The 20,583-nt window shown below is 70.7% G+C and carries 21 protein-coding genes, 1 pseudogene and 1 riboswitch; of the genes and pseudogenes, 12 read left to right on the top strand and 10 right to left on the bottom strand.

The window, feature by feature from the left end; all coding sequences use genetic code 11:
• The first annotated feature begins 58 nt into the window (after positions 1–58).
• Positions 59–197: riboswitch (SAM riboswitch) on the top strand.
• Between the two features lie 17 nt (positions 198–214).
• From thrC to ADK36_RS27845, 7 genes are all read left to right on the top strand, one after another.
• Positions 215–1,498: a threonine synthase gene (gene thrC, locus ADK36_RS27875; RefSeq protein ID WP_048586893.1), complete on the top strand. Its 1,284-nt coding sequence runs from the start codon at positions 215–217 to the stop codon at positions 1,496–1,498.
• 120 nt (positions 1,499–1,618) lie between these two features.
• Positions 1,619–1,894, top strand: coding sequence for a MoaD/ThiS family protein (locus ADK36_RS27870; RefSeq protein ID WP_030941262.1), 276 nt, complete (start codon positions 1,619–1,621; stop codon positions 1,892–1,894).
• Between the two features lie 450 nt (positions 1,895–2,344).
• Positions 2,345–2,551: a cold-shock protein gene (locus ADK36_RS27865; protein ID WP_030050353.1), complete on the top strand. Its 207-nt coding sequence runs from the start codon at positions 2,345–2,347 to the stop codon at positions 2,549–2,551.
• A gap of 399 nt (positions 2,552–2,950) precedes the next feature.
• The gene (gene groL / locus ADK36_RS27860) at positions 2,951–4,573 is read left to right on the top strand and encodes a chaperonin GroEL (protein WP_048586894.1); all 1,623 of its coding nucleotides are present in this window, start codon (positions 2,951–2,953) and stop codon (positions 4,571–4,573) included.
• A gap of 352 nt (positions 4,574–4,925) precedes the next feature.
• Positions 4,926–6,101 (top strand): NADH:flavin oxidoreductase, encoded by a 1,176-nt coding sequence (locus ADK36_RS27855; RefSeq protein WP_048586895.1) that lies wholly within the window; start codon positions 4,926–4,928, stop codon positions 6,099–6,101.
• A gap of 28 nt (positions 6,102–6,129) precedes the next feature.
• The gene (locus ADK36_RS27850) at positions 6,130–6,990 is read left to right on the top strand and encodes a metallophosphoesterase (protein WP_053199484.1); all 861 of its coding nucleotides are present in this window, start codon (positions 6,130–6,132) and stop codon (positions 6,988–6,990) included.
• A gap of 93 nt (positions 6,991–7,083) precedes the next feature.
• Entirely contained in the window at positions 7,084–8,565 is a 1,482-nt protein-coding gene (locus ADK36_RS27845; RefSeq protein ID WP_048586897.1) for an MFS transporter, read from the top strand.
• A gap of 3 nt (positions 8,566–8,568) precedes the next feature.
• Here the strand turns inward: ADK36_RS27845 and ADK36_RS27840 are convergent, their stop codons facing one another.
• Positions 8,569–9,144 carry a hypothetical protein gene (locus ADK36_RS27840; RefSeq protein ID WP_048586898.1) on the bottom strand — a complete coding sequence of 192 codons (576 nt, stop codon included), beginning with the start codon at positions 9,142–9,144 and terminating at the stop codon, positions 8,569–8,571.
• Positions 9,145–9,241: 97 nt separating this feature from the next.
• A complete protein-coding gene (locus tag ADK36_RS27835) occupies positions 9,242–10,213 on the bottom strand; it encodes an ankyrin repeat domain-containing protein (RefSeq protein WP_048586899.1) in 972 nt (323 codons plus the stop codon).
• Positions 10,214–10,355: 142 nt separating this feature from the next.
• On the opposite strand from ADK36_RS27835, the gene ADK36_RS27830 reads away from it, so the two are divergent.
• A complete protein-coding gene (locus ADK36_RS27830; protein ID WP_053199483.1) occupies positions 10,356–11,015 on the top strand; it encodes a class I SAM-dependent methyltransferase in 660 nt (219 codons plus the stop codon).
• 32 nt (positions 11,016–11,047) lie between these two features.
• On the opposite strand, the gene ADK36_RS27825 is transcribed toward ADK36_RS27830, so the two are convergent.
• The 5 genes from ADK36_RS27825 to ADK36_RS27805 all read right to left on the bottom strand — a co-directional run bounded on the left by ADK36_RS27825 (position 11,048) and on the right by ADK36_RS27805 (position 15,702).
• A complete protein-coding gene (locus ADK36_RS27825) occupies positions 11,048–11,599 on the bottom strand; it encodes a DinB family protein (protein WP_048586910.1) in 552 nt (183 codons plus the stop codon).
• A gap of 292 nt (positions 11,600–11,891) precedes the next feature.
• Positions 11,892–12,695: a hypothetical protein gene (locus tag ADK36_RS27820; RefSeq protein WP_048586900.1), complete on the bottom strand. Its 804-nt coding sequence runs from the start codon at positions 12,693–12,695 to the stop codon at positions 11,892–11,894.
• 129 nt (positions 12,696–12,824) lie between these two features.
• Positions 12,825–13,679, bottom strand: a complete 855-nt coding sequence (locus ADK36_RS27815) for an aldo/keto reductase (protein ID WP_048586901.1) — start codon at positions 13,677–13,679, stop codon at positions 12,825–12,827.
• 40 nt (positions 13,680–13,719) lie between these two features.
• Positions 13,720–14,652 carry an N-acetylmuramic acid 6-phosphate etherase gene (gene murQ / locus ADK36_RS27810; protein ID WP_053199481.1) on the bottom strand — a complete coding sequence of 311 codons (933 nt, stop codon included), beginning with the start codon at positions 14,650–14,652 and terminating at the stop codon, positions 13,720–13,722.
• 138 nt (positions 14,653–14,790) lie between these two features.
• Positions 14,791–15,702: a MurR/RpiR family transcriptional regulator gene (locus ADK36_RS27805; RefSeq protein WP_053199479.1), complete on the bottom strand. Its 912-nt coding sequence runs from the start codon at positions 15,700–15,702 to the stop codon at positions 14,791–14,793.
• A 55-nt stretch (positions 15,703–15,757) separates the two neighbouring features.
• Here ADK36_RS27805 and ADK36_RS27800 point away from each other — a divergent pair, with 55 nt between their 5' ends.
• Positions 15,758–16,162 (top strand): hypothetical protein, encoded by a 405-nt coding sequence (locus tag ADK36_RS27800; RefSeq protein WP_048586904.1) that lies wholly within the window; start codon positions 15,758–15,760, stop codon positions 16,160–16,162.
• A 4-nt stretch (positions 16,163–16,166) separates the two neighbouring features.
• A complete protein-coding gene (locus ADK36_RS27795; protein ID WP_053199477.1) occupies positions 16,167–16,436 on the top strand; it encodes a DUF4031 domain-containing protein in 270 nt (89 codons plus the stop codon).
• Positions 16,437–16,469: 33 nt separating this feature from the next.
• On the opposite strand, the gene ADK36_RS27790 is transcribed toward ADK36_RS27795, so the two are convergent.
• The 3 genes from ADK36_RS27790 to ADK36_RS27780 form a co-directional block, all read right to left on the bottom strand.
• Positions 16,470–16,943, bottom strand: coding sequence for a carboxymuconolactone decarboxylase family protein (locus ADK36_RS27790; protein WP_048586906.1), 474 nt, complete (start codon positions 16,941–16,943; stop codon positions 16,470–16,472).
• 99 nt (positions 16,944–17,042) lie between these two features.
• Positions 17,043–18,161 (bottom strand): GNAT family N-acetyltransferase, encoded by a 1,119-nt coding sequence (locus ADK36_RS27785; RefSeq protein WP_053199475.1) that lies wholly within the window; start codon positions 18,159–18,161, stop codon positions 17,043–17,045.
• A 27-nt stretch (positions 18,162–18,188) separates the two neighbouring features.
• Positions 18,189–18,833 carry an HD domain-containing protein gene (locus ADK36_RS27780; protein WP_053199472.1) on the bottom strand — a complete coding sequence of 215 codons (645 nt, stop codon included), beginning with the start codon at positions 18,831–18,833 and terminating at the stop codon, positions 18,189–18,191.
• Between the two features lie 164 nt (positions 18,834–18,997).
• On the opposite strand from ADK36_RS27780, the gene ADK36_RS27775 reads away from it, so the two are divergent.
• Together ADK36_RS27775 and ADK36_RS27770 are read left to right on the top strand one after the other, a co-directional pair.
• On the top strand, positions 18,998–19,672 hold the full coding sequence (locus ADK36_RS27775; protein ID WP_053199513.1) for a maleylpyruvate isomerase family mycothiol-dependent enzyme: 675 nt from the start codon (positions 18,998–19,000) through the stop codon (positions 19,670–19,672).
• A gap of 162 nt (positions 19,673–19,834) precedes the next feature.
• Positions 19,835–20,458 (top strand): annotated as a pseudogene (locus ADK36_RS27770) (copper homeostasis protein CutC); the annotation flags it as partial.
• Positions 20,459–20,583: the final 125 nt, after the last annotated feature.

Raw genomic sequence — 20,583 nt, 5'->3', positions numbered from 1 at the left:
TGAACAACGCGGGTGACCATCGCATGTCCTGGCCGGCCCGCCTTTTACAACTTCATACCGCTCATCCAGAGGGGCAGAGGGATACGGCCCGATGAAGCCCCGGCAACCCTCCAGCCGGTCTCGTTCACGCGAGGCTCCCGGCTAGGGAAGGTGCCAAATCCGTCTCACGGCGAGATGCGTCGTGAGGAAGATGAGGAGAAAGGGCCTCGCCTCCATGGCTGCGCAGACTGTTGCAAGCACCACGAACTCCGTCGATCTGGGTCCCGCCGCGGCACTGAGCTGCCGGGAATGCGGTCACCGCGTCCCGCTCGGCCCGGTCTTCGCCTGCGAGGAGTGTTTCGGCCCGCTGGAGATCGCGTACGACTTCTCGGCCTACGGCGCCGAGGAGCTCCGCAAGCGGATCGAAGCGGGCCCCGCGAACATCTGGCGCTACGCGCCCCTCCTTCCCGTCCCGGCCGACGTGGCCGCCAAGCCGAACATCAACCCCGGCTGGACCCAGCTCGTCAAGGCCGACAACCTCGCGCGTGAGCTGGGCGTCGACACCGGCAAGCTGTTCATCAAGGACGACTCCGGCAACCCGACGCACTCCTTCAAGGACCGTGTCGTCGCCCAGGCCCTGGAGGCCGCCCGCGCCTTCGGCTTCACCACCCTCTCCTGCTCCTCCACCGGCAACCTCGCCGGCGCGGTGGGCGCCGCCGCCGCCCGCGCCGGCTTCCGGTCCTGCGTGTTCATCCCGCACGACCTGGAGCAGGGCAAGGTCGTCATGGCCGCGGTCTACGGCGGGGAGCTCGTGGGCATCGAGGGCAACTACGACGACGTGAACCGTTTCTGCTCCGAGCTGATCGGCGACCCGGCCGGCGAGGGCTGGGGCTTCGTCAACGTCAACCTGCGGCCCTACTACGCCGAGGGCTCCAAGACCCTGGCGTACGAGATCTGCGAGCAGCTCGGCTGGCAGCTGCCGGACCAGCTGGTCGTGCCGATCGCCTCCGGCTCGCAGCTCACGAAGATCGACAAGGGGCTCCAGGAGCTGATCAAGCTCGGGCTCGTCGAGGACAAGCCGTACAAGATCTTCGGCGCCCAGGCCGAGGGCTGCTCGCCGGTGTCCGTCGCCTTCAAGGCCGGCCACGATGTCGTCCGCCCGCAGAAGCCGAACACGATCGCCAAGTCGCTGGCGATCGGCAACCCGGCGGACGGTCCCTACGTCCTGGACATCGCTCGCCGTACCGGCGGTGCGGTGGAGGACGTGACCGACGAGCAGGTCGTCGACGCGATCAAGGTCCTTGCCAGGACCGAGGGCATCTTCGCGGAGACCGCGGGTGGGGTGACCGTGGGTGTGACGCGCAAGCTGATCGAGAACGGGCTCCTCGACCCGACCCTGACGACCGTCGTGCTGAACACCGGCGATGGGCTCAAGACGCTGGACGCGGTGGCCGGTACGGGGCTTACTGCGACCATTCGTCCCAACCTGGATTCGTTCCGCGAGGCTGGGCTCGCCTAGGGGCCCGTCCCATGGATTTCGTCGGCGGGCCGGTGGGGCTGGTCGCGCCCACGCGGCGGTAGCCGCAGATCCGACACAGCCCCGCGCCCCTGAGGCGTCTACCTGACCGGAGGTCATAACGTGAGCGTCAACGTCCGCATCCCCACCATCCTGCGCACCTACACGGGTGGCCAGGCCGAAGTGACCGCGGAAGGCGGGACCCTCGGCGAGGTCATCGCCGATCTGGAGAAGAACCACACCGGGATCGCCGCCCGGGTTCTCGACGACCAGGGCAAGCTGCGTCGGTTCGTCAACGTGTACGTCAATGACGACGACGTGCGTTTCGAGCAGGGGCTGGAGACCGCGACCCCGGACGGTGCGGGCGTCTCCATCATTCCGGCCGTCGCCGGTGGCTGACAGGGTGACCGAATGACCGAACATTACCATCGGTAACACCGGTCACTAAGAGTTCATCGAATTGCCCCCTCCGTGAGAGAAGCGGAGGGGGCAATTCTGTGTGGTTGAGCGAGGTACAGTTGGGGAACGTGCCGCCGGTCCACGGGTCGGCAACCCTTGATTTTCACCGCGAGCCCGACAAGAAGTAGCCAAAGTGCGCGGGTTTTTTGCGGCTTTTGTTCCCTTTGCCGGGCCCGACTTGACCTGAAGTCAGAGGAATTGTCCCCACATTCCCGACCGGTCGTGCCCGGATTTCTCGTCCGATTGACCTGTTGCAGACGGCAGTTGGGCAGATACATTCAGCCGCGGTCGACGCGTTCCGGCGCACGCCCCCGACCGATGGGGGGTGAGGTCTGACCCGGATCCGCGAAGTGTGGATCTGTGCAAGGGCCAGTAATAGGGGAGTTAGGCATGGCTCAGGGCACCGTCAAGTGGTTCAACGCGGAGAAGGGGTACGGCTTCATCGCGGTCGACGGTGGTGCGGATGTTTTCGTCCACTACAGCGCGATTCAGATGGACGGGTACCGCACCCTGGAAGAGGGCCAGCGAGTCGATTTCGAGATCTCGCAGGGTCAGAAGGGGCCGCAGGCGGACATGGTCCGGCTGGCGGCCAGCTGAAGCACGCGTCGACTTAAAGCAGCGACGTTCTTCTTCGAAGGGCCCGCACCTCCCGGGGTGCGGGCCCTTCGCCGTGCCGTCCGCCGTGCCGTTCGCCGTGATCTTCGCCGGGCCCTTCATTTCGGCCCGAACTCCGCCTTGCTCCTGCTCAGCCTCCGCCCGGCCCCCGTTCGCGCCCGGCTGAGCGCCCCTCCCGATCCCCGAGAGCCGCTTGCACTCGCATGGGTCGAGTGCTAATCATTGCGTTAGCACTCTGAAGGTGAGAGTGACAAAGAAGGACCGGGTCGGTGAGGCCCGCAGGCCGGGTGGGGCAAGGAACCACAAGGCATGTGAGCCGTCCGTCGCGGGCGCGGGCGCGGTCCGAAGGAATCACCCCCAGTCCTGGAGGGACCACTTCACATGGCCAAGATCATCGCGTTCGACGAGGAGGCGCGGCGCGGCCTCGAGCGCGGCATGAACCAGCTCGCGGACGCCGTGAAGGTGACGCTCGGCCCCAAGGGCCGCAACGTCGTCCTCGAGAAGAAGTGGGGCGCCCCCACGATCACCAACGATGGTGTCTCCATCGCCAAGGAGATCGAGCTCGAGGACCCGTACGAGAAGATCGGCGCCGAGCTGGTCAAGGAAGTCGCCAAGAAGACGGACGACGTCGCCGGTGACGGTACGACCACCGCGACCGTTCTCGCCCAGGCCCTGGTCAAGGAGGGTCTGCGCAACGTAGCCGCCGGCGCCAACCCGATGGCCCTCAAGCGCGGTATCGAGAAGGCCGTCGAGGCCGTCTCCGCCGCCCTGCTCGAGCAGGCCAAGGATGTCGAGACCAAGGAGCAGATCGCCTCCACGGCCTCCATCTCCGCCGCCGACACCCAGATCGGCGAGCTCATCGCCGAGGCGATGGACAAGGTCGGCAAGGAAGGCGTCATCACCGTCGAGGAGTCCCAGACCTTCGGTCTGGAGCTGGAGCTCACCGAGGGTATGCGCTTCGACAAGGGCTACATCTCGGCGTACTTCGCCACCGACATGGAGCGGATGGAGGCGTCGCTCGACGACCCGTACATCCTGATCGCCAACTCCAAGATCGGCTCCGTCAAGGACCTGCTCCCGCTCCTGGAGAAGGTCATGCAGTCGGGCAAGCCGCTGCTGATCATCGCCGAGGACGTCGAGGGCGAGGCCCTGTCGACCCTGGTCGTCAACAAGATCCGCGGCACCTTCAAGTCCGTCGCCGTCAAGGCCCCGGGCTTCGGTGACCGCCGTAAGGCGATGCTGAACGACATCGCCATCCTCACCGGTGGCGAGGTCATCTCCGAGGAGGTCGGTCTCAAGCTCGAGAACACCTCCCTGGACCTCCTTGGCAAGGCCCGCAAGGTCGTCATCACCAAGGACGAGACCACCATCGTCGACGGTGCCGGCTCCTCCGAGCAGGTCGCGGGCCGGGTCAACCAGATCCGCGCCGAGATCGAGAACAGCGACTCGGACTACGACCGCGAGAAGCTCCAGGAGCGCCTGGCGAAGCTCGCGGGCGGCGTGGCCGTCATCAAGGCCGGTGCCGCCACCGAGGTCGAGCTCAAGGAGCGCAAGCACCGCATCGAGGACGCCGTGCGCAACGCCAAGGCGGCCGTCGAGGAGGGCATCGTCGCCGGTGGTGGCGTGGCCCTGCTCCAGGCCTCCCAGGTCTTCGAGAAGCTGGAGCTCGAGGGTGACGAGGCGACCGGCGCCAACGCCGTGAAGCTCGCCCTGGAGGCCCCGCTGAAGCAGATCGCCGTCAACGGTGGTCTCGAGGGCGGCGTCGTCGTGGAGAAGGTCCGCAACCTCACGGTCGGCCACGGCCTGAACGCCGCGACCGGCGAGTACGTCGACATGATCGCCGAGGGCATCATCGACCCGGCGAAGGTGACGCGTTCCGCGCTGCAGAACGCCGCGTCCATCGCCGCGCTGTTCCTCACCACCGAGGCCGTCATCGCCGACAAGCCGGAGAAGGCCGCCGCGCCTGCCGGTGGCGGCATGCCGGGCGGTGACATGGACTTCTGATCGACTTCGGGGGCTTCTGCCTCCGGTTGATCAACGTCCTTACCGAGGGCGGTACTTCCTGTTCCGACAGGGGGTGCCGCCCTCGGTCGTTTGTGCGAGGGGATCGGGGCGGGTTGCGGTGAGACGGTGGCTGCGGGTGGTTCGGTGGTTGCTCGCGCAGTTCCCCGCGCCCCTTGAGGCGTGCACTGGACGCACCTGTAGGGGCGCGGGGCTGTGTCGGATTTGCGGCTGCCGCCGCGTGGGCGCGACCGGCCCACGACTGCCCGCAGTCGCCCGCAATGCGAAACGCACACGGCGGAGCGGAATGTGCGGCACGGCATAGGACGTTGCTTAAGTAGGTGCAACAATGCGCATGCACATACCAGCCGGTCCATACAAGCCGTTCCCAAGGAGCCCCCGCGTGACCGTCACCACGTCCCCCACCTCCCGCGCCGCCCAGATCCTGTCCCGGCCGACCGTGATCAACGGCCTGACGGTCCCCAACCGCATCGCGATGGCGCCGATGACGCGCATGTTCTCCCCGGGCGGCATCCCCGGCGAGGACGTCGTGTCGTACTACTCGCGGCGCGCCGCGGCCGGCGTCGGCCTGATCGTCACCGAGGGCACCTACGTCGGGCACGACTCGGCCGGGGAGAGCGACCGTGTCCCGCGCTTCCACGGCGAGGAGCAGCTGGCGGGCTGGGCCAAGGTCGCCGAGGCGGTGCACGCGGGCGGCGGCACGATCGTGCCGCAGCTCTGGCACATCGGCATGGTCCGCCAGCCGGGCAAGCCGCCCTACGCCGAGGCCCCGGCGGTCGGCCCGTCGGGCCTGCGCATCGGCGCCGAGGAGGCCACCGGCAAGGCGATGAACCAGAGCGACCTCGACGACGTCATCGACGCCTTCGCGCAGGCCGCCGCGGACGCCGAGCGCATAGGCTTCGACGGCGTGGAGATCCACGGCGCCCACGGCTACCTCGTCGACCAGTTCCTCTGGGCGGGCACCAACCGCCGCACGGACGCGTACGGCGGCGACCCGGTGGCCCGTACGAAGTTCGCCGCGGAGATCGTGGCCGCCGTACGCGAGAAGGTCTCCGCCTCCTTCCCGGTCATCTTCCGCTACTCGCAGTGGAAGCAGGACGCCTACGACGCCCGGCTCGCCGAGACCCCCGAGGAGCTGGAGGCCATCCTCACCCCGCTCGCCGCGGCCGGTGTCGACGCCTTCCACGCCTCCACCCGCCGCTACTGGATCCCGGAGTTCGACGGCTCCGACCTCAACCTGGCCGGCTGGACGAAGAAGCTCACCGGCAAGTCCGTCATCACGGTCGGCTCGGTCGGCTTGAACGGTGACTTCATCAAGGCCCTCGCCGGTGAGGGCTCCGAGGTCAAGGGCATCGACGACCTCCTGGACCGCCTGGAGCGCGACGAGTTCGACATGGTGGCCGTCGGCCGCGCCCTGCTCCAGGACCCGGAGTGGGCGGCGAAGGTCCTGGCGGACCGTCTCGACGAGCTCAAGCCGTACGACGCGGCGGCGCTGAAGTCGCTGTCCTGATCGCCAACTCCCGTCTACTGTCCGGGGGATGCGGATACTGCACCTCTCGGACACCCATCTCGAACGTACCGACGCCCCCAACAAGTGGGGCGTCAACGCCACCGACTCCCTGCGCCTGATGCTCGCGGATCTCCGCCACCTGCGGGACGTGGACGCGGTCGTCGTCACCGGCGACCTCGCCGACGACGGGGCGGTGGAGGCCTATACGGCGGTCCGCGATCTCGTGGGCGACTTCGCCCGCCCGCTGAACGCCCCCGTCTTCTACACCACCGGCAACCATGACGAGCGGATCGCCTTCGGCAAGGTGCTGGGCAGCGGGCATCCGGAGCCCGTCGCGACCCTGGAGTCCGGGGCGGCGGAACGGGCGGCGGTGAGCACGGTTGCCGGATGGCGTTTCGTCACCCTGGACTCACTGGTGCCGGGGAAGGTGTACGGCGAGTTGGGCGTCGCCCAACTGGGCTGGCTGCGCGGGGTGTTGAGCGAGCCCGCCGAGCGGGGCACCGTCCTCGCCCTCCACCATCCGCCGATCAGCCTCGACATCTCGGCGACCCAGCCGCACTTCGGGCTGCGCGACCCCGGGGAGCTGGCGGCGGCGATCCGGGGGAGTGACGTACGGGTCGTGCTGACCGGTCACTACCACCTCCAGCTCTTCGGGCTGCTGGAGTCCGTCCCGGTGTGGGTCACCCCGGGTGTGGTCAACCGCGTCGACCTGACGGCCGCGCCCGGCACGGAGCGCGTGGTGCGCGGGGCGTCGGCCTCGCTGGTGGAGCTGGGCGGGGCTACGGGGCCGATGTTCCACACCTTCCATGCGCGGGACCCCCGGGCGCACGAGACGGTGTACGAGCTGGACGAGGACCGGGTGCGGTCGTTCGTGGAGCGGGAGGCGTGAGCTGCGCTCCTTGAGTAAGTCAATCAACTGACTTAAGGTTGCCTCGGTCAATTACGTACCCCTTTGTGCTCGTACGCCGACGGAGGCCCCGCCATGTCCCACGCCCCTGCCCCTCCCGCCGAGGCCGGGGGTGGCGCCCCGCCGAGGCCGAACGCCGTGGTGGCGGTGCTGGCCTTCGCCGGCATCGTCGTCTCGCTGATGCAGACCCTGGTCATCCCGATCGTCCCCGAGCTGCCCCGACTGCTCGACGCACCCGCCTCGGACACGGCCTGGGCGGTCACGGCCACACTGCTCGCCGCCGCCGTCGCCACGCCGGTGATGGGGCGGCTCGGCGACATGTACGGCAAGCGGCGGATGCTGCTGGTCAGCATCGTGCTGCTGGTGAGCGGCTCCGTGGTCTGCGCCCTGAGCGACGCGCTGGTCCCGATGATCGTCGGACGGGTGCTCCAGGGCCTGGCCTCCGGTGTGATCCCGCTCGGCATCAGCATCATGCGCGACGAACTCCCCGCCGAACGCCTCGGCTCCGCCACCGCCCTCATGAGCGCCTCCCTCGGCATCGGCGGCGCCCTCGGGCTGCCCGCCGCCGCGCTGATCGCGGACAACTTCGACTGGCACACGCTCTTCTGGACGTCGGCCGGCATGGGCGTCGCGGCGCTGGGGTGCGTGCTGCTGATCGTGCCCGAGTCGAAGGTGCGCACGGGCGGCCGCTTCGACCTCGTCGGCGGCACAGGTATGGCGGCCGGCCTGGTCTCCCTGCTCCTTGCCATCTCCAAGGGCGGCGACTGGGGGTGGACCAGCGGTACGACGCTCGGTCTGTTCGCGGCGGCCGTGGTGATCCTGCTGGCGTGGGGCTGGTGGGAGCTGCGGGTGGAGCAACCGCTGGTCGACCTGCGGACCACGGCCCGCCGTCAGGTGCTGGTCACCAACCTGGCCTCGATCGCCGTCGGCTTCGCGATGTTCGCCATGAGCCTGGTCATCCCGCAGCTCCTCCAGCTCCCCGCGCAGACGGGCTACGGCCTCGGCAAGTCCATGCTGATCGCGGGTCTGTGCATGGCGCCGTCCGGACTCGTGATGATGGCGACGGCTCCGGTGTCGGCCGCGATCTCCCGGGCCAAGGGGCCGAAGGTCACACTGATGGTGGGTGTGCTGATCGTCGCCGCCGGATACAGCCTCAACATCGTCCTGATGTCCGAGGTCTGGCACTTCATCCTGGTGGCCTGCATCATCGGCGCCGGCGTCGGCTTCGGCTACGGCTCGATGCCCGCCCTCATCATGAGCGCCGTACCGGCGTCGGAGACGGCCGCCGCGAACAGCCTCAACACGTTGATGCGCTCCCTCGGTACGTCCACGGCGAGTGCGGTCGCGGGGGTGATCCTCGCCCAGATGACGACGAATCTCGGCGGATACGCGCTTCCGTCCGAGAACGCCTTCAAGGTGGTCCTGGCGGTGGGTGCCGGGGCGGCGCTGCTGGCGTTCGTGGTGGCGTCGTTCATCCCCGCGCAGCGGACCGCCGTCGCCGGTGAGGAGCCGGTGGCGGTGGAGGGCGCGGCTGAGCCGGCCGGGGCGGTGAAGTAGTCCCTACAGGTTGCCCAGTGGCTCGATGTCGACCTTCACCGGCGTGCCCCAGACGCGCAGCACCTCGTAGTCGGTGAACTCGTGCACGAGCCGGTAGGCCATGGCGGGGCGCGGGCCGCGACGCGCGGCGGCGAGATAGAGCTCGGCCTCGCGGCGGTCGCGGCGCGGGGTGCCGCAGAGCTGCCACTCCTGCCCGTTCCACAGCTCCGGCAGCCAGCGCTGCTGGGGCTGTGGGCGGTCGCCCCGGACGCCGTAGCGGGAGGGGACCGGGTGCTCGGGGGAGTAGGGGGCGGCGGGGCCGGCGCCGTTGAACTCGGCGCGCCGGGCCGCTCGGCGACGGGTCTCGCAGAGCAGGCAGAGATCGGGGGCGGCGGCGTCGACCGGGCCGTTCGGGTGCTCCGGGCAGCGCGTGGCGGGGGCGGCGCCGGTGACGCTCTCGTCGAGGAGGTCGAGGGCACGGCGGAGGTCGGCCCTGATCTCGTGGAGCCGCGCGTCGGGGGTGTCGGCGGTGAGGGACTCGCCGTGTTCGCCCACGAGGCGGAGGGCTCGGCCCAAGGCGGTGAGCTGGGCGTGGTTCATGGGTGGCTCCGGGGGCTTGCGAGGGCCGGGTCAGGTGCTGGTGCTGCGGGCAGCCTTCAGCATGCACATGGGAGTCCGCTGCCTCCAACCGGGCCGTTCAGGTCGCCCAGTAATCGCGGTCCGGCAGTTCGACCCAGTGGTCCGGTGGGCCGACGACCGCTCGGGCGTCCGTCGGGCGCAGACCGGCGTACGCGAGCGAGTAGGCCACCGCCTGGTGGCAGTAGACGTACGAGAACAGGACATCCGCCGGACCGTCCTCAGTGTCCGGGCCGCCGCCCGGGTGCAGGTCCCAGCCCTCGCAGACGCCGTCGCGGTGGATGCTGCCCTGGTTGCCGCTCTTGGGGTTGGCGTACAGACCGTAGGAGACGGTGCCCGCGGAGAGGCGGGTGTGTACGCCGGGCATGGAAGGGCCGTATCCCCACGGCTGGGTGACGACGCAGCCGCCCGGCACGGTCGTCACGCCGATGTGCCGCAGGCTCTCGTCCGGGTCGTGGTCGTACGGGTCCGCCGGCAGATCGGCCATCAGCTCGGCGTCGGCCGGTGTCGCCTCCAGGCGGCGTATCGCCTCCTCGGCATCGATCCCGGCCACGCATGCCAGCCCCAGGCCGTCGTAGTAGAAGTCGCCGAGGGCCGCGATGAGCCGGCGGCCTTCCTCCGCCACCGCGCGCTCTGCCTCCGTCAGACCGGGCTGATCCTCGGGCAGGGTGAACAGGCGGGGCTCCGGCCCGGCGAGGCTCAGCCGCGCCGGCGTCCAGCCGCCGTACCCGATCCACCCGGGGTCGGCTCCGGCGGCGGCCAGTGCTCGCGCGTTCTCAGCACGGCCCGCCACCACCGCCTCCCACAGTGCCGTAGCCCCGTTCTCCAGTGCGTCCACGTCCGTCACGCGCCGGGCCAGTTCCGTGACGACCTCGGGCGAGCCGAACACCGCCGCCCGGTGCAGGGGCCGCGAGCCCCCGACGCCCCACCTCTCCGGATCGGCTCCCGCATCGAGACGCCGCGTCACCTCCGCGTGGTCCTCCCAGCCCCGATAGTCCATGCCCGCCCAGCCGTCGGCGTCCCTGCCCGTCATCCCGTGCCCCCACCAGCCCGTCGCTCTCTCGTCCCCACACCATCGCAGACAGCACTGACAACGGGCGGTGCACCTTCCGCTCGGAACGCGAGCTTCGGGCGGTGGGCGGCCCGCCGGGGCGCCGGGCTGGTGGACTGACGCCATGAGGACCCTGTCGCGTCGCCTGCTGAAGGCGCTCGAACACTTCAATGCCGCCCATCCCTGGGACCACAACGCCCACTATCACCGTTGGATCCTGCGGCAGTTGCCGCGCCGGTTCGGGACCGCGCTGGATGTCGGTTGCGGCACGGGGGATCTGGTCCGGCTGCTGGCCGCCAGGGCGGACAAGGGGGTTGTCGGTGTCGATTCCGATGCCGGGATCGCCGGGCGGGCGAGGGAGCTGACCCCGCCCGGCGCTCCCGTCACCTTCATCGTCGCCGATGCTCCGGGCGGGATTCCCGAGGGGCCGTACGACGTCATCGCCTGCGTCGCCGTACTGCATCACCTGCCGCTCGGCGAGACCCTCGCCCGCCTGCGACGGCAGCTCACTCCCGGCGGGACCTTGGTGGTGGTCGGGCTGGCCCGTGACGAGGGGTTCGTCGAGCAGCTGCTCGGCTTCGTCTCCGTCCCGCTCAACCTGCTCATGGGGCTCGTCAAGAACCGGGGACGGCGCACGATGGTCCGGCCCGTCTCCATGACCGCGGTGACCCGACCGGCGGAAGTCCCGTTCGGGGACATCGCCAGTGAGGCCCGGCGCGTTCTTCCCGGCGCACGGCTGCGGCGGCGGATGTTCTGGCGGTACACGCTCGTCTGGCGTGGCTGAGAAGTGAGACCGCCGCCCTTCGTGCCGGTCGCTCAGCCCATGCTCTTCGCGCCGTCCAGGGCCTCGCGGATGATGTCGGCGTGGCCGGAGTGCTGGGCCGTCTCGGCGACGATGTGCATCAGCACCCTGCGGGCCGACATCCGAGCCCCGGGCTCGTTCCACGGGGCCTTGGGCAGCGGATGGGTGACGTTCAGGTCGGGCAGGGTGGTGACCAACTCGTCGGTCTCGCGGGCCACTTCCTCGTACGCCGCCAGCACGCCGGCCAGCGTCTCGCCCGGCAGCATCCGGAACTCGTCGGCCCGCTCGGCCCAGTCCTTCTCGGTCATGGCGGTGAAGTCGGGCATGGCCGAGGGGCCGTGCTGGATGAACTCGGCCCAGTGCCGCTCCACCGACGTGACGTGCTTGATCAGGCCGCCGAGACACAGCTCGCTGACGGTGGTCCGCTGCCCGGCCTGCTCGTCGGTGAGGTCGCGGGTGGTGAAGCGCAGGAAGTGACGCTGCTTGGCGAGTGCCTCCAGCAGGTCGGTGCGCTCGGCGGCGTCGGCGGTGGTGGCAGCGGCGGTGTTGTGCGTGGTCTCAGTCATGACGGCCACGCTAGGAGGCAAGTAGGTCAGATCCTGACCGCTTTGACGAAAGCCGACCATGCCGATGCTCGGGTACGGGGTTCTTCGGGCCTGAGGATCCTTGGAGTCGCGGACGGGGACGACGGGGGCACGTGGGCGGCAGGGTGCAGTTTCGGCCCGTCGAGGGTGGGCGTGAGTGGGACTGCCCGCCGGATGCGGTGGAGGTGGCACCGCGCGGAGGTGCTGCGGGCCGGGTGGGAAGGGGTGTTGAGACCCAGACCTTCCCACCCGGTCCTTGGAGGGAGGCCGTGGTTCAGCCGAGCTTGGCCGCCTGGGCGTCGATGACGGCGGTCGGCTGCTCGAACGCCTCGCCCCGGGTGACCGCGGCGATGTTGAAGGACGAGAAGCCCGCGAGCGTGGTGCCCTGTCGGAAGACGACGACCTTGGTCTCGCCGGCGCTGCCGTCCTGCTTCGTCCCCACCGTCCAGGCGACGGCGTCCTCGCCGGCCGCGAGCTTCTCCTCGCTGACCTTGGTGACCTGCTGCTTCTCCCCGTCGATGGTCATGGAGAAGCCCCCGGCGCACTTCTCGCCGGCCCCCCGCAGCGCGGCGAGGGCCTGCTCGGCGCCGTCGGCCTCGTAGGACCAGAGGGAGGTCATCGTCTTGGTGATGTCGAGCGAGTCGAGCGTCGCTTCCTCGGCCTCCTTCTCCGTCATCTCCCCGAGCTCCTCCACCGAGGGCATGCCCTTCTTGGCCGCCTCGGACTCCTGGACCACGAGGCGCTGGACAGTCGCCGCCGGCTTGCCCGCCGGCAGGGCCGACAGCACCTGCCCGACGGCATCGCACTCGGCCTTATCGACGGACACGGAACCGGGCTCGAAGACGTCCGCCTTCCCCGGCTTCGTGATCTCGTGGCCCTGGACATCGCCCTTGGCGACGACGAGCTTCTCCAGCTCGGCGGCGGTGAGCGTCTTCGCCGCGGGCTTCTCGGACTTGGTGCCGCCCTTCGCCTCCTTGTCCTCACCACCCTGTTCGCCGCCACCGCAGGCGGTGACCAGAAGCGAGAGGGAGACCGCGGAAACGGTCAGGACGGTACGACGAATGGCGGTGGCTGGCATGGTGCATCTCCCGTGATCAACGCCCTGCGCCCGGTTGCGGCGCAGAGTTCACGCACGCAAGACCAACGTGACCGGGGCAGGGTTGTGCGCGCTACGGGGTTTCTGTGAGCGGTCTTGCGGACCGCCGCGTCAGGCCGACTCGGCCGACTCGGAGACGTGGCCCAGGCGCTCGTACTGCTCCTGGGTGAGGTGCACGGCGTTCGCCCCGAGGTTCTCCTCCAGGTGCGCGATGCTCGTCGTGCCCGGGATCGGGACGATCACCGGTGAGTGGGCGAGGAGCCAGGCCAGGACGACCTGCGTCGGCGTCGCGTCGACCTCCTTCGCCACCGCGGCGATCTCGGCCCTCGCCCCCGACTGCCCCGCCGCCACCGGCCGCCACGGCAGGAACGCGACGCCCGCCGCCTCGCACGCCTTCAGTACGGGCTCGTACTCGCGGTCGAGGAGGTTGTAGCGGTTCTGGACGCTCGCGATCTCGACGACGGCCTGCGCCTCGGCGAGCTCGGCGGCCGTCACCTCGGACAGGCCGATCCGGCCCACCTTGCCCTCGTCGCGCAGGTCGCGGAGGGCGCCGAGCTGGTCGGCCAGCGGTACGCCCGGGTCGAGGCGGTGCAGCTGGAGCAGCTCGATGCGGTCGAGGCGGAGACGGCGCAGGGCCTCGTCGACCTGAGCGCGGAGGTCGGCCGGCGCGCCCGCGTGGCGCCAGCCCTCTCCCGCTGTGGTGTGCCGGATGCCGACCTTCGTGGCGATCACGAGGTCGTCCGGGTAGGGGTGCAGGGCCTCGGCGAGGAGGTCCTCGTTCGCTCCCCAGCCGTAGAGGTGGGCCGTGTCGATGAGGGTGACGCCGAGTTCGACGGCTCGCCGGGCGACCGCGAGATGGGCGGCGTGGGCCTTCTCGTCGGGGTCGGGCCGCAGCCGCATGGCTCCGAATCCGAGCCGCCGTACTTCCAGGTCGCCGCCGATGCGGAAGGTCGTCGGTACCGTCATGTGGCCACGCTAACAGGGGAGTTGACCGGGCGAGGCGCAGTCAGGTGGCCGACGCCAGCGCGGCCCGCAGGTGACCGCCCGACTCCTCCAGGAGACGGGTGGCCGTGGCTCCGTCCAGGCTTGCCAGCAGGACCAGGATCGCCGTCTTCACCTCGCCGCCCGCCGCGGTCAGCGCCCGCTCGATGTCGGCGTCGTCCGCGCCCGTGGCCAGGGCGACGATACGGCGGGAGCGGGCCCGCAGCTTGTCGTTGGAGGCACGGACGTCGACCATCAGGTTCCCGTACGTCTTGCCCAGCCGGATCATCGTGATCGTCGAGAGCATGTTGAGGACCAGCTTCTGCGCGGTGCCGGCCTTCAGCCGGGTCGAGCCGGTCAGCAGCTCCGGACCCACGACGATCTCGATGCCGTGGTCGGCGGCCGCCGCGAGGGCACTGGCCGGGTTGCAGGCCAGGCCGACCGTCAACGCGCCCTGCGCGCGGGCGTGTTCGACCGCGCCGATCGCGTACGGCGTCCGTCCGGAAGCGGAGATGCCGACCACCGTGTCGGTGGCGTCGAGTGCGAGGGCGTCGAGATCGGCGCGGGCCAGCTCCCTGGAGTCCTCGGCCCCCTCGACCGAGGTGACCAGCGCCTCCGGGCCACCCGCGATCAGCCCGACGACCTGGGAGGGGTCGGTGTTGAAGGTGGGCGGACACTCGGACGCGTCGAGCACGCCCAGCCGACCGGCCGTACCGGCACCGGCGTAGACGAGCCGCCCGCCCTGCGCCATCCGCTCCGCGATGGCGTCGATGGCGGCGGCGATCTGCGGGAGCCGCGACGCGACGGCCGCGGCCACGGAGGCGTCCTCGCCGTTCATGAGCCGGGCGATGTCGAGGGTGGGCAGCTGATCGATCTCGGCGAGCTCGGGACGGAAGGCTTCGGTGGTGAGGGAGTCCAGCTCGGAGCGGAGATCACGGGGATCGGAAGTGGAGGTCATGGGAGGACGGCTCTCTTCGACTTCGGTGTGCACGAACAGGCCCTGGGGGCGCGGGGCCGCATCGACACGCGGCTCCGCCGCGTGGGCGCGACCAGCCACATCCGACCCACAGACGCTCACAACAGCCGGACCTGCGGTCTATCTACGGTGACGATGTGCGAGGGCTTCGTACGACGCCGCCAGCGCAGGCGCCGCCGTCTCATACGTCCGCTGAGCCACTCCCACAAACAGGCAGTCCACCACAAGAAGCTGACTCGTACGGGACGACATCGCCGCCGGCCGCAGTTCACTCTCCCGCGCCGTCGACGTCGTGAGTATGTGATCGGCGTACTGGGTCACGGGCCCGTCCGGACGCCCCGTGATCGCGACGGTGGTCGCCCCGCGCTCGAACGCCACCCGCAACGGCTCGATGACATCACCGGTGGACCCGGAGTGCGTGATGGCGATGGCGACGTCGCCCGCCCGCAGCTGCACCGCGTTCGTCACGGCGAGATGCGGATCGCTGTGCGCGTGGGCTATGAGCCCTATGCGCAGCAGCTTCTGCGTCAGATCCTGTGCGACCAGCCCGCTCGCGCCGACGCCGTACACGTCGATACGGCGGGCCGCCGCGGCAGCCGACACGGCCGCTCCCAGCTGGACGGTGTCGAGACCGGCGGCGGTGTCGGCGAGGGTCTGCTGCTCGTCGTAGGCCAGCTTGGCGACGACGTCGGCGATCGGGTCGTCCACCGCGATGTCGGTCGTTATGGCGGGGGCCCGGCCCGACTGCTGCTGGGCGGCGAGGCCGGCGAGGGCGAGGCGCAGGTCGCGGTAGCCGGGGTAGCCGAGGAGGCGGGCGGTGCGGACGACGGTGGCCTCGCTGGTGCCGGTGAGTTCGGCGAGGCCGGTGACCGTGAGGGCCGCGCAGCCCGCCGGGTCGTTCGCGACCGCTTCGGCGACGCGCTGCATCGAGCGGGTCATCGACGGGGCGAGCGTGCGCACCTTGGCGGCGAGGGCCGCGGGCGCCGGAGCAGCGCCCCCGTCTCCGAAAGTTTCCTTCACTTCACGGGTCACACTTGAAAGGTATTTTCAATGTCGAGGCGTGGTCAAGAGTGCGCACAATAGGTCCATGGAACCCATCAGTCCGCTGGAGCAGGCGCTGCACACCGCCCGCGCCCTCGTCCTCGCCGACCTGGTCGCGGGCGAGGCCGCCGAGGCGGACGTCGTCTCGCTGGTCGAGGAGTCGGTCGTACAGCGGCGCTGGTGGGTGGAGCAGTGGCCGGACGGGGTCGAGTACGTGGCCGGGCTGGTCGCCCAGGACGTACAGGACGCCCTGCTGGACCGGTACGGGCGCTGGCCGTTGTGCCCGGTGTGCGCCTCCGGCGATCCGCATGCGCTGGAGGTCGAGCCGGAGCTGGGGCCCGATCCGCACTGGGTGTGCCACCAGACGGGGGTGAAGGTCGCGGCGGTGGGGGCGCTGGGGTCGGCCGGCCCGGGCGGGACGCCGCCCTCCTCCGGGCACGGGAACGCGTGACGTCGTGGCGATCTATATCGACCCCCCGACCTGGCCGGGCCACGGGCGCATGTGGTCGCACCTCGTGAGTGACGTGTCGTACGACGAACTGCACGCGTTCGCCGAGAAGTTGGGCGTGCCGCAGCGGGCCTTCGAGCGGGATCACTACGACATCCCGTCCCACCGGTACGCCGACGTGGTGCGGGCCGGGGCGGTGGAGGTCAGCAGCCGTGAGGTGGTGCGGCTGTTGCAGGGAGCGGGGTTGCGCAGGCCGAAGGGGCGGGCGAACGGCTAGCGCCCCCTCGGCCTCGGTTGAAGCGGCTTCCGGCTAGGCGAACTGGCCGGGCTGGTAGTCCCCGGCGGGCTGCTGGATGATGACGTTCATCCGGTTGAAGGCGTTGATGAGGCCGATCAGGAACACCAGGGCGGCGAGCTGCTCCTCGTCGTAGTGCTTGGCGGCGTTCTCCCAGACCTCGTCCGAGACCCCGCCGGCCCCGTCCGCGATCCGGGTGCCCTCCTCCGTCAGCTCCAGGGCGGCGCGCTCGGCCTCGGTGAAGCAGTTGGCCTCCCGCCACGCGGCGACCAGGTTGAGGCGCAGCCAGTCCTCGCCGGCGGCGACGGCATCCTTGCTGTGCATGTCGGTGCAGAAGCCGCAGCCGTTGATCTGGCTCGCGCGGAGCGTCACCAGGTGCTGGGTCATGACGGGAAGCGACGAGTCGTGCACCACCTTGCTGGCCGAGGTGATGTGCTTGATGACCTTGCCGGCGGTCGGGATCTGGAAGACGTTCAAGCGGGCACCCATGGCGAACTCCTCTGCCGTTGTCGTTGGTTACACAGCTATGACGGAACGACTCGGCGGGATGTGACATGGGTGGATGTGGCGTGGGTCACGCCTCGTCGGTCACCCTTGGGCGTGCTCGGTTGGCCGGGTGGGGCCGGCGCCGCTGCGGATGTAGAGCTGGAGCGTCTCGTCCATGTCCTGTTCCTCGTGCACCGCCCGGACATACCCGGCGCGCGCGGCCACGCCCTGCGACGGGAGGTTGTCGGCTTTGACGGTGGCACAGAGGAGTTGTACGTCGTCCCTGGCCACCGCCCACTCCGACAGCGCGCTCAGCGCCTCGCTCGCGTAGCCGCGGCCGCGGGCGCCCTCCACGAGGTCGTAGCCGACCTCGGCCCGGCCGTCCTCGTCGGGGGTGCCGTGGAAGCCCATGCCGCCGACCGCGAGGCCGTCCTCCTTCCGGACGAGGACGAACAGACCGAACTCGGGGCGGTGCACACCCGCCTCGCGGGCCTTCAGCACCATTCCCGCCGCCTCCCTCGTCCCCTCGTAGGGGCCGCCCACGATCCAGGTGAACCCGCCGTCGCCGCCCGCGCTCAGGTCGGCGGCGGCAGCGGGGGTGACGCCCTGGAGGGTGAGGCGGTCGGCGGGGATGACGAGGTTGTTGCGCCAGCGCCACTCCGTGACGGGCGCCCGGCCGGGCAGGTCACCGCGGCCGGTGGCCCAGAGCAGGGTGCGCCAGTGGTCGGGGCCGGGCTGGACGTGCGGGAAGATCCGGGTGAGGACGAACTCGGGGAGCTCGGCGGGCGGTTCGTACGCCATCCCGAACCCCTCGGCGATGTCGTGCGTGTGCAGCAGCACTTCGGCGATCCCCATCGCGGCGAAGCCCTCGCGGTTCGCGCTGCGGAAGGGGTACGGGTGGAAGGCGCGCACCTCGGGGGGCGTGGTGCGGATGGTGGCGGTGAAGAGGGCGCCGGTCGTCTCGATGACGTGGATGAGGCCGTGGTTGTCGGTGCCGTCGTCGAGGGTGATCTCGAAGGGGACGTAGTCGTCCTGCGCGCGTCCGGCCAGGTTGGCGGCGTAGGCGATGAGGTCTTCGGCGATATGGAACGCGGTGGCGTGGCAGTCCCACTCCACCCGTCCGGCCCTGACGGCCGTCCAGTCCCGGTCCGCCACCGTTCGCAGCAGTGCCGCACAGCTTGCCACGGCCTGTTGTACGCGTTCCCCGCTTATGTCTCGCATGCCGTGCAGGCTACGACGGCGGGCAGGTCACAGCGACAGCATTTCCAGCTCGGCGGAGAGGTTGTAGCGGGCGGTCGCCGCCCATTTCTCCTGCCCGTACGGCGTGCTGAACAGGCTTGGCAGAGCGAGGAGTTGGCGCAGAATCGCTGCCCGGCCCTCGCGGAAGGCGTCGTTCGGGACGAAGTGGTACTCCTCGCGGACGGCGGCCGTGTAGGCGGCGTACGCGGAGGGCGGCGCGGCGAGGATCGCGAGGTCGGCATCGCAGAGGACCTGGCCGTCGTGGTCGTCGGCGGCCGGGGCGTGGGTGGTGGTGAGCCGCACCAGACGGGCCACCTCGGCGGTGCGCTCCGCGGGGACGCCGGCCTCGGGGAGGGCGCGTTCGGCGAGGCGGGCGGAGCGCTCCTCGTTCTCCGAGCGGTCGGGGAGGTAGACCGCGTCGTGGAACCAGGCGGCGAGGCGTACGACGTCCGGGTCGTCGGCGTACTCGGCCAGCTCGTCGACGTGGTCCAGGACAGCGGTGAGGTGGGCGAGCGTGTGATAGCGGCGCTGCGGTTCCTGCCAGCGGGTGAGGAGGTTGTCGGCGTACGGGGCCGGGTCGGGGGCGGTGGCGGGGGAGCGGGCGGCGTTGAGGGCTTGGGCGAAGCGGGTGCGCAGGGCGGGGAGATCGGCCATGGCGTCATTCTCGCGGGTAGGGGTGGGTTTCCGGTGCGGTAACGCCGCCCGGTGAGGGTCACGGGGCCGGATCGACATGAGCTCCGCCGCGTGGGCGTGACCGGTGCGACCGCCCCCCCCCGGTTTCCTCACTGTGCTCGCGCGGAGCGCCTAGCGTGGACGTCATGACTTCTGCTGACGTGCACGACGTACGGGATCCCGAGCTGCCGGGGCGGCTGCTGGCCGTCGAGCGGGATGCGCTGGTTCCGCTGTTGCGGTCGAGGCCGGAGGCGGACTTCGCGCTGCCGACGGCCGCGTGTCCGGGGTGGTCGGTGCGGGATGTGCTGGCGCACTGTTCGGCCGCGTTGATGCGGGTGGTGGAGAACCGGTTCGAGGAGGGCGTCTTCTCGCCCGAGTCCAACGACCGGGACATCGCCGAGCGCGCCGACTGGACCTCCGCGCAGGTCGTCGACGAGCTGGAGCGCGGAATGACCGAGGCGGGGCCGGTGATCGCCAAGGCGGGCGGGGTGCTGGACGGCATCGCGTTGGGGGAGTGGGTGCATGCCGGGGACGTACGGGAGGTGTTCGGGGCGCCGGGGGCGTACGCGGGGGCCGGGCTGCCCGACGCGCTCCGGCTGCTCGCGTGGCTCACCCGGGAACGGCGCCACACGCCCCTGCACGCCGACCTGGACGACGTCGACGAGCCCCTGCGCCTGGGCGACCCGACGGCCCCGCGGCCGCCGGCGCGCTACATCGGGGACGCCGCCACGCTCGTACGGCTGTATGCGGGGCGGCCGGTGGAGGGGGCGCCGTACGAGCTGGCGGGGGCGGAGGCGGGGGAGCTGAACATCTTCGGGTGACCGGTGGGCCCGGTGGGACCGGTGGGACCGGTGGGCCCGGTGGGCCCGGTGGCGGTGTCATGGGTTGAGCCGATCTTCGACGGGGCAGGCGTACCCTGGATTGGACTAGACCTGTAGTCGCCCAGTGGTCGTCGCCAGTCGAATGCCGAGGAATGGGGTCCCATGAGCAAGCGTGCAGTCCTGGAGGTGATCGCCCTCGGTGTCGAGGACGCGGTCGCCGCCCAGGCCGGGGGTGCGGACCGGCTCGAACTGGTCGCCGACATGGCGGCCGACGGGCTCACCCCGCCGGTCGGGACGTTCGCCGGGATCCGGGCCGCCGTCGACATCGACCTGCGCGTGATGCTGAGGCTGGCGGACGGATTCGCGGTCGGGGACGTCGAGCGGGTGGTGCGGGCGGCCCGGGAGATGCGGGACGCGGGGGCCGAGGAGTTCGTGCTCGGCTTCCTCGACGCTGCGGGAGGGGTGGACATCGGGGCCGTCGAGCGGGTGGTGGGTGAGCTGGACGGGTGCCGGTGGACGTTCCATCGCGCCATCGACCGGGCCGCCGACCGGGATGCGCTGCGGAAACAGCTGGACGGGATGCCGGGGCTGGACACGTATCTCACGGCCGGGTCGGGGGCTGGGGTTGATGACGGGCTCTCCACGCTGCTCGCGGAGGCGGCGCGGGGTGGGGAGCCGGGGTACGAGCAGCGGATTCTGGTGGGGGGTGGGCTGCGGCTCGACCATGTGCCGACGCTGGTGGGGGCCGGGATCGACGCGTTCCATATCGGCGGGGCCGCCCGGCCGCGCCCCGGGTCCCCCCCGGGCCCCCCGAAAAGGCCGCCCGCCACTCCGCCCGAGCCCGTCGCGGGCACCGTCACCGTCGACCTGCGGGGCGAGCGCCGTACCGTGCCGCAGCGACCGGGCGAGAC

It is taken from the genome of Streptomyces viridochromogenes, from assembly GCF_001270495.1.
GTDB classification, from domain to species: domain Bacteria; phylum Actinomycetota; class Actinomycetes; order Streptomycetales; family Streptomycetaceae; genus Streptomyces; species Streptomyces viridochromogenes_A.
Note: the sequence above shows the minus strand (reverse complement) of the source record. Positions and strands in the feature narration are given on the sequence as shown.